A 6,270-nucleotide genomic window follows, 5' to 3' on the forward strand; every position below is an offset into this window, starting at 1 on the left:
CGCATCGTCGGCACTCGTCCATCGCCTACTTGTCACCCGTCAACTACGAGAGGAGGATATGTTCAACACCGAACCCGCAACCACCGCAATGCACGGCTTGAATCCCAAGCCGTAAATCGTCCGCGAACGGGGGGAAGTCCAGCACAAGTAAGAATAGATGGCTCATTCTAGTCTCTTGTTTGTATTTGCTGTTCAACGGTGCAGTATCTGGTGTTCCAGTCTTCATATACATATATATCCTATCCATTACTTACGAAATAGATGGCAAAATAGCCATCCGGTATTTAGGTGCTCATGTCAGCACTCTGAGAATGGCATCCGAGATGGCTTACACCCGAGCGGGTCTTCTGTCTCAGACCGGCTTCCATCTCGGCGTTGGGAAGCGCGGCCGGCTGCGAGCCATAGCGTGAAAAGCGCATTCCAGGTCCTCCGGTATGCCGGGAGCACTGTTTGGTGTGCAAAGATCGATGCCGCCAAGCCATGAGGAAAAAGGATAGGAATTGCAAGTTTAAAAGCACGGACAAGACCAATGCCGTACCGGGACCTGGGAAACACGTGGTCCACGAGGTGCGCCGCGGTCTCTCCGCCATGCGCCCGGTGTTACAGGAGGAGCAGACGCCGCGCCCCTGCAGGAGTATGTAATCAGGAAATCATGCCGGCAACCGCCACAGCGGGCGCGGGCAAATCCGTAGGTTGGTTCATACTGCGCCTCCTCGCAATATGTGCTCGCGAAGCATGACAAACGGCCTATTGCCGTCAATCTGAAGGCCTCTGCCACGAGCTGTTGGTCAAGAAGAAACGCGCGACGAGCCCCCAGATCACCATCGTCCAGTAGGCCTGCTCGACAATCCTCGGCCAGGAGCCGTGCAGAAAGGTACAGGACCATGCCCCGATGCGCTGGCCCGAAAACACGTGCTTCGGCAGTCCCATCATGGCGCCGTGGCGGCCAGTCCGTCGTGCGATCGACGGCGGGCGATGTCCAGGAACACCTCTTCCAGTGTATCGCGCCCGTATCGGGCGATGAGGCCCGCGGGCGTCCCGCGGTCCACGATCTCGCCCCCGCGCATCATGAGGACCCGGTCGCAGACCCGCTCCACCTCGGTCATGTTGTGGGAGGCGAGGACGAGGGTTGCGCTGGTCTCGCGTTGATAGTCGATGAGCATCCGGCGTATGCGATCGGCCGTATCCGGGTCGAGCGAGGCCGTAGGCTCATCCAGGAGCAAGACCTCCGGGCGGTTGACGAGGGCCTTGGCGAGCACCACGCGGGTCTTCTGTCCGGCCGAGAGGGTGCGGTACTCGCGCCTCATGAGCGCCTCGATCTCGAGGCGTGGCGCCAGCTCGGCGAGCCTTTTCTTGAGGTTGGGGACGCCATATAGCCGGCCGTACACCGTGAGGTTCTCGGCGACCGTCAGGCGCTGCGGCAGATCCACGTAGGGCGAGGAGAAGTTCATGCGCCCGAGCACCTCGAAGCGGCGATTCCTATGCAGATCGTGGCCGAGCACCCGGATCGACCCCGCGCTCGGGGTCACGAGGCCGAGCAGCATCGCGAGGGTGGTCGTCTTGCCGGCGGCGTTGGCGCCCAAGAGGGCGCAGATCGACCCCCGCTCTATGGTGAAGCTCACCCCGTGGACAGCGCGTACCTCGCCGAAGCGCTTCGATACCTGGTGCACCTCGATCGCCGCCAACCCTAGCCGCCGTGATGTCCTGTCGCCACCCTCCTCATTGCTCATGGTTTCGGGATGTTGCACCTCGGGCAATTTCACTACGGGCGGGCGGGGATGGGATGGCGATGGAACCTTGATATTATGCGGCCGACCATGGCGCTCGATCACACCCCGGAAACTCGGCCCTCCCTACACACGCTGGAGCAGCGCGGTGACTTCATCCGGCGCCATATCGGCCCGGATCCGCGCCAGATCGGGGACATGCTCGGGAGCCTGGGCCTCGCGACCCTGGAGGCCCTCATCGACCGGGCGGTCCCCGCGGCGATCCGTATCACCGAGCCGCTCGCGCTGTCCGAGGCCAAGAGCGAGCGTGAGACGGTCAGCTATCTGCGCCGCATGCGCGACCGCAACCGGGTGTTCATCTCGATGCTGGGCATGGGCTATTACGGTACCGTCGTCCCGGCGGTGATCCGGCGCAATGTCCTGGAGAACCCGGGTTGGTACACGGCTTATACCCCCTACCAGGCCGAGGTCAGCCAAGGCCGGCTCGAGGCGCTCTTGAACTTCCAGCAGATGGTCATCGACCTGACCGGGGTGGAGATCGCGAACGCCTCGCTCCTGGATGAGGCCACCGCGGCGGCCGAGGCCATGGCCATGGCGAGGCGCGTCGCCGACAGCGACGCGGCGGTGTTCGTCGCGGATCGTGACTGCCATCCCCAGACGCTCGCGGTGCTTAAGACGCGCGCCCGGCCGCTCGGCATCGAGGTCGAAGTCGGCGACGCCGAGCGCGAGCTCGCGGGCCGGCGAGTCTTCGGTATCCTGTTGCAATACCCAGGGTCCAGCGGGCAGGTGCGCGACCTCGAGCCTGTGATCACCGAGGCACACGCGCAGCAGGCGATCGCGGTGGTCGCGGCCGATCTCCTGGGCCTCACGCTCTTGAAACCCCCGGGGGAGATGGGCGCCGACGTGGTCGTCGGGAGCTCGCAGCGCTTCGGCGTGCCGATGGGCTACGGCGGCCCGCACGCCGCCTACTTCGCGACCCGCGATCGCTACAAGCGCGCCACACCGGGCCGCATCATCGGGGTCTCGACGGATAGCCACGGCCAGCCGGCCCTGCGCATGGCGCTGCAGACGCGCGAGCAACACATCCGCCGCGAAAAGGCCACGAGCAACATCTGCACGGCCGAGGTGCTGCCGGCCATCCTGGCGGCCTGCTATGCCGTCTATCATGGTCCGGCGGGGATCGAGACCATCGCCGCTCGGGCCCACCGCATGGCGCTCATCCTGGCGCTCGGGCTCGAGCGTCTCGGGTACGAGCTTTCGACGGATTGTTTTTTCGACACCGTGACCGTGCGCGTGCCCGGCCAGGCCCGTCGCATCGCCGCGCGCGCCCGCGAGTCCCGCATCAACCTGAGGATCAGGGACCCGGACCACCTCGGGATCGCCTTCGACGAGACCACCCGGCGCGCCGATCTGTGGGCGCTGTGGCGGGTCTTCGCCACGCGCGCCGAGGCGCTCCTCGACATCGAGGCGCTGGATCGAGAGGTCGTTGACCGCATCCCGCAAGACCTCCGGCGCCGCAGCCCCTTCCTGAGCCATCGGGTGTTCCAGTCCTATCATTCCGAGACCGAGATGTTACGTTATTTGAAGCGCCTGGCGGGGCGCGACATCGCGCTGGATCGGGCCATGATCCCGCTCGGGTCCTGCACCATGAAGCTCAACGCCACGACCGAGATGCTGCCCCTCACCTTCCGGCAGTTCAGCGCCATGCACCCGTTTGCGCCGCTGGATCAGGCTCAGGGCTATAGGCAGCTCTTCGAGGAGCTGGAGGACATGCTGTGTGCGATCACGGGCTTCGACGCCTTTTCGCTGCAGCCCAATGCCGGATCGCAGGGCGAATACAGCGGGCTCCTCGTGATCCGGAAATACCACGAGAGCCTGGGTCAGGGACACCGCGACGTGTGCCTGATCCCGGCCTCGGCGCACGGCACCAACCCCGCGAGCGCGGCGATGGCGGGCTTGAAGGTCGTGGTGGTGGGCTGTGACGATGCCGGCAACGTCGATGTCGCCGATCTCGCGGCCAAGGCCGCGCAAAACGCCGATAGGCTCGCGGCGTTGATGATCACCTATCCCTCCACCCACGGCGTCTTCGAGGAAGGGATCGCCGAGATCGCAGAGGTCGTCCACGCCGCGGGCGGCCAGGTCTATATGGACGGTGCCAACCTGAATGCCCTGGTCGGGATGTGCCGCCCGGCCGACATCGGGGCCGATGTCGCCCACATCAATCTGCACAAGACCTTTTGCATCCCGCATGGCGGCGGCGGGCCCGGCATGGGTCCGATCGGCGTGCGCCGGCACCTGGCGCCGTTCCTGCCAGACCATCCCGTGGTCGAGGGGGTGAATCCCGCGGCCGGTGGCGGACCGACCATCGGTACGGTCTCGGCCGCGCCGTGGGGCTCGGCCAGCCTCCTCACCATCCCTTGGGCCTACATCGCGATGATGGGCGTCGAGGGGCTCACCCTGGCCACATCGGTCGCGATCCTGAACGCCAACTACATCGCCGCGCGCCTCGCGCCGCATTACCCGGTCCTGTACACGGGCAAGAACGGGCGGGTGGCGCACGAGTGCATCCTGGATCTCCGGCCCATCAAGTCGTCTTGCGGGGTGACCGTGGACGATGTCGCCAAGCGCCTCATCGACTATGGCTTCCATGCCCCGACCATGTCCTTCCCGGTGGCGGACACCCTGATGATCGAGCCGACCGAGAGCGAGAACAAGCGCGAGCTGGACCGCTTCTGCGAGGCGATGATAGCCATCCGCGCGGAGATCGCCGAGATCGAACGCGGTGAGGCCGATCCCCGGGACAACCTGCTCAAGAACGCGCCCCACACCCATCGACTGCTCATGGCGGAACGCTGGGACCGACCGTACACGAAGGAGCGGGCCTATTTCCCGCTCAAACGCACGGGCATCGACAAGTACTGGCCGCCGGTCGGCCGTGTGGACAATCTACAGGGCGACCGCAACCTGGTGTGTACCTGTCCGCCCCCGAGTGTCTATGAAGCGGCTTAGGCCGAACCTTTTAGGGCATAACAAAGGGGTATCCGAGCATGACCACCACTCTCGTCATCACCGTCATGGGGATAGACCGGCCGGGACTGGTCGAGGCCCTGTCCAAGGCCCTCGCCACCCACCACGGCAACTGGTTGGAGAGCCGCATCGCGGTTCTCGGCGGGCGTTTCGCCGGGATCCTCTTGGCGAGCGTCCCGGAAACCGAGGCGCGCGCCCTGCAAGAGGCACTGGCGGCCCTGGAGTCCGGGGGGCTGCGGATCACCGTCGAAAACAGCAGCCCGGAACCGCGGACCGGCGAGTTGCGAACGGTGAAGCTCGAGTTGATCGGCCAGGACCATCCCGGGATCGTCCGGGATATCTCCGAGGCCATCGCCCGGCGCGGGGTCAACATCCAGGAGTTCTCGACCGAGTGCTTGAGCGCCTCCTGGTCGGGGGAGGCCCTGGTCAAGGCCGTCGCGGAGCTTTCCGTCCCGCGAAGCGTTCCGACCGCCGAGCTTCGCGGTCTCTTGGAGGCGCTGGCCAACGAGCTCATGGTCGATGTCACCTTGGACGATCTGCCGAGCGGCTAGGCACACCTGCGGTAATGAGCGGGATGCCTCGATCGAAGAGGTGGCCCATGGCAGAAAAAGGGATGTCGAGGGCCTGGAAAGCACTACGCTGGTTACGGCGTATTAAACGCCCGGTGGGCGGGGATGCGCAAACATGGAAAGAACTCCAAAAGGCCCTCCGGATGAGGCTCCTGAGGAACAAGGTCACCGATGAGGAGATCGCTGCGGTGGTCTCGAAGTGGACCGGGATCCCGGCCTCGAAGATGCTCGAAGGCGAGCGCGACAAGCTCTTGTGCATGGAAGAGGCCGAGCACCGGCCGGTGCTCGGCCAGGGCCAGGCGCTCAAGGCGCTGGCTACGTCATCACGCAGGCGCGAGCGGGGATCTCCGATCCGAACCGCCCTTACGCTCCTTTCTGTTTTTGGGACCGACCGGGGTCGGCGAGACCGAGGTCTATGAGGCCATGCGCCGCGCCGTCATGGAGAGCGTCGGGCAGTTCTTCCGGCCGGAGTTTGTCAACCGCATGGACGCGGCCGCGGTCTTCCATTCCTTGACAAGGAGGACTAGATCCAGGCGATCGCCGAGATCGAGACCCGGCACCTCGCCGCCGGGCTGGCACCGCAGGATTCAAGTGTCCCCGGCCGGGCTGGCGCACCTAGCCGAGTCGGGCTTCGACCCGGTGTACGGCGCCCGCCCCTCGCGCCATCTCGAGACCCCGCTCGCCCGGGAGCTCCTGGCCGGCCGATTCGGGCCAGGCGACACCATGTACGACGCAACTGGCCCTTCTAGCAGCGTGTCGGACTAAGGTTGAACGGTAAAGCGGAGGCGCAGGTGCTGGACGCGACCATCGTGGGTCGGGTGGTCATGAATGCTGGAAGGATGGTGAAATGATGAGGATCGGATCGATCCCACCCTGGTTTTCAACCCTTCAGCACTGCCATCCGACGGATGTTCCATGACATCGTCACCAACGACCACTCTCCGCGC

5 protein-coding genes and 2 pseudogenes are annotated in these 6,270 nt (G+C 65.1%); 3 read left to right on the forward strand and 4 right to left on the reverse strand.

Going from position 1 to position 6,270, the window contains the following annotated elements; translation table 11 throughout:
- Window positions 1–543 precede the first annotated feature (543 nt).
- The 3 genes and pseudogenes from M3461_14170 to M3461_14180 all read right to left on the reverse strand — a co-directional run bounded on the left by M3461_14170 (window position 544) and on the right by M3461_14180 (window position 1,730).
- Window positions 544–691 (reverse strand): annotated as a pseudogene (locus M3461_14170) (transposase zinc-binding domain-containing protein).
- Window positions 692–756: 65 nt separating this feature from the next.
- Window positions 757–933 carry a hypothetical protein gene (locus tag M3461_14175; GenBank protein MDQ3775406.1) on the reverse strand — a complete coding sequence of 59 codons (177 nt, stop codon included), beginning with the start codon at window positions 931–933 and terminating at the stop codon, window positions 757–759.
- The gene (locus tag M3461_14180) at window positions 930–1,730 is read right to left on the reverse strand and encodes an ABC transporter ATP-binding protein (GenBank protein MDQ3775407.1); all 801 of its coding nucleotides are present in this window, start codon (window positions 1,728–1,730) and stop codon (window positions 930–932) included. Before M3461_14180 ends, M3461_14175 begins: the two co-directional genes overlap by 4 nt.
- A gap of 75 nt (window positions 1,731–1,805) precedes the next feature.
- On the opposite strand from M3461_14180, the gene gcvP reads away from it, so the two are divergent.
- From gcvP to M3461_14195, 3 genes and pseudogenes are all read left to right on the forward strand, one after another.
- Window positions 1,806–4,736 (forward strand): aminomethyl-transferring glycine dehydrogenase, encoded by a 2,931-nt coding sequence (gene gcvP / locus M3461_14185; protein MDQ3775408.1) that lies wholly within the window; start codon window positions 1,806–1,808, stop codon window positions 4,734–4,736.
- A gap of 38 nt (window positions 4,737–4,774) precedes the next feature.
- A complete protein-coding gene (locus M3461_14190) occupies window positions 4,775–5,305 on the forward strand; it encodes a glycine cleavage system protein R (protein ID MDQ3775409.1) in 531 nt (176 codons plus the stop codon).
- Window positions 5,306–5,469: 164 nt separating this feature from the next.
- A pseudogene (locus M3461_14195) lies at window positions 5,470–6,088 on the forward strand (hypothetical protein).
- Here M3461_14195 and M3461_14200 read toward each other — a convergent pair.
- On the reverse strand, window positions 6,085–6,270 hold a 186-nt coding region (locus M3461_14200; protein MDQ3775410.1), incomplete at its 5' end, for a hypothetical protein. The pseudogene M3461_14195 and the gene M3461_14200 sit on opposite strands and share 4 nt — an antisense overlap.

This window comes from Pseudomonadota bacterium, from assembly GCA_030860485.1.
Classification (GTDB): Bacteria; Pseudomonadota; Gammaproteobacteria; order JACCXJ01; family JACCXJ01; genus JACCXJ01.

Coding starts and splice junctions, on each gene's coding strand:
- M3461_14175 (MDQ3775406.1), bottom strand. CDS start 933: ATGATGGGACTGCCGAAGCACGTGTTTTCGGGCCAGCGCATCGGGGCA.
- gcvP (MDQ3775408.1), top strand. CDS start 1,806: ATGCGGCCGACCATGGCGCTCGATCACACCCCGGAAACTCGGCCCTCC.
- M3461_14190 (MDQ3775409.1), top strand. CDS start 4,775: ATGACCACCACTCTCGTCATCACCGTCATGGGGATAGACCGGCCGGGA.
- M3461_14180 (MDQ3775407.1), bottom strand. CDS start 1,730: ATGAGCAATGAGGAGGGTGGCGACAGGACATCACGGCGGCTAGGGTTG.